At 80.5% G+C, this 824-nt stretch carries 1 protein-coding gene; it reads right to left on the bottom strand.

The window, feature by feature from the left end; all coding sequences use genetic code 11:
- Window positions 1-140: 140 nt before the first annotated feature.
- Complete coding sequence (locus tag KBX39_RS32240; protein ID WP_233607797.1) at window positions 141-734, bottom strand: alpha/beta family hydrolase; 594 nt, start codon at window positions 732-734, stop codon at window positions 141-143.
- Between the last annotated feature and the right edge of the window lie 90 nt (window positions 735-824).

The following is an 824-nucleotide window of genomic DNA, read 5'->3' on the forward strand; positions in this document are numbered from 1 at the left end:
CCTGGCCCCGGCGGCGGCCGCGACCGCCGCTGGGACCAGGAAGGGCCTGGGAGGGTGGCCCCGGCGCACCCGAACCGGGCGGCCGGCACCAACCGGTGCAACGACCCGCCGCGGGCGACGGTCACGGCGCGCGCCGTCGCTCAGGACAACCATCCGTGTACGCGCAGCCAGTCCCGGACCACGGCGGCCGTGCCGGCCGGGTCGCCCCGCAGGTCGTGCCGCTGTCCCGGCCGGACCACCACCTCGATCCCCGGGCCGGGTTCGGGCACGCCGAACGGGTCCCGGTCGCCGTTGACCACGAGCGTGGGCAGCCCGGTGAGCAGTTCCGCGGCCCGGGAGCGTTCCGGCCGGCCCGGCGGGTGCAGCGGGAACGCCAGCGCGACGACTCCGGCCGCCCCGACGGCGGCGGCGGTGCGGCAGGCCACCCGGGCGCCGCTGGACCGGCCGCCGACCACCCAGTCGCGCACCTGCGGGGCGCGCCGGCGAAGCTCGGCCAGCACCGCCGTCCACGCCTCGTCGAGGTGCCCGGCGGGAGCGGGCGCGCGCCGCCCGGCGACCCGGTACGGCTGGGTCACCAGGGCCACCCCGGCCCCGGCGTCGCGCACCGCGTCCCGGACCGCCGTGAGGTCCGGCGCGTCCACGTCGCCGCCTGCCCCGTGGCCCAGCACCAGCACTGTCGCGCCGTCTGCGGGCGGGTGGAAGCGGAACCGCGCCCGTCCCCGGGGTGTGTCGATCTCGTCGTCGTGCCGCACCGGCCCATTCTGCGCGTGCCGGTCGGCCGGCGGCGCCGGGACGGGCCGAACCGGTCGTGGCCCCCGGGCCCC

Origin of the sequence: Micromonospora sp. D75 (assembly GCF_018070405.1) — a bacterium.
Taxonomy (GTDB): domain Bacteria; phylum Actinomycetota; class Actinomycetes; order Mycobacteriales; family Micromonosporaceae; genus Micromonospora; species Micromonospora chalcea.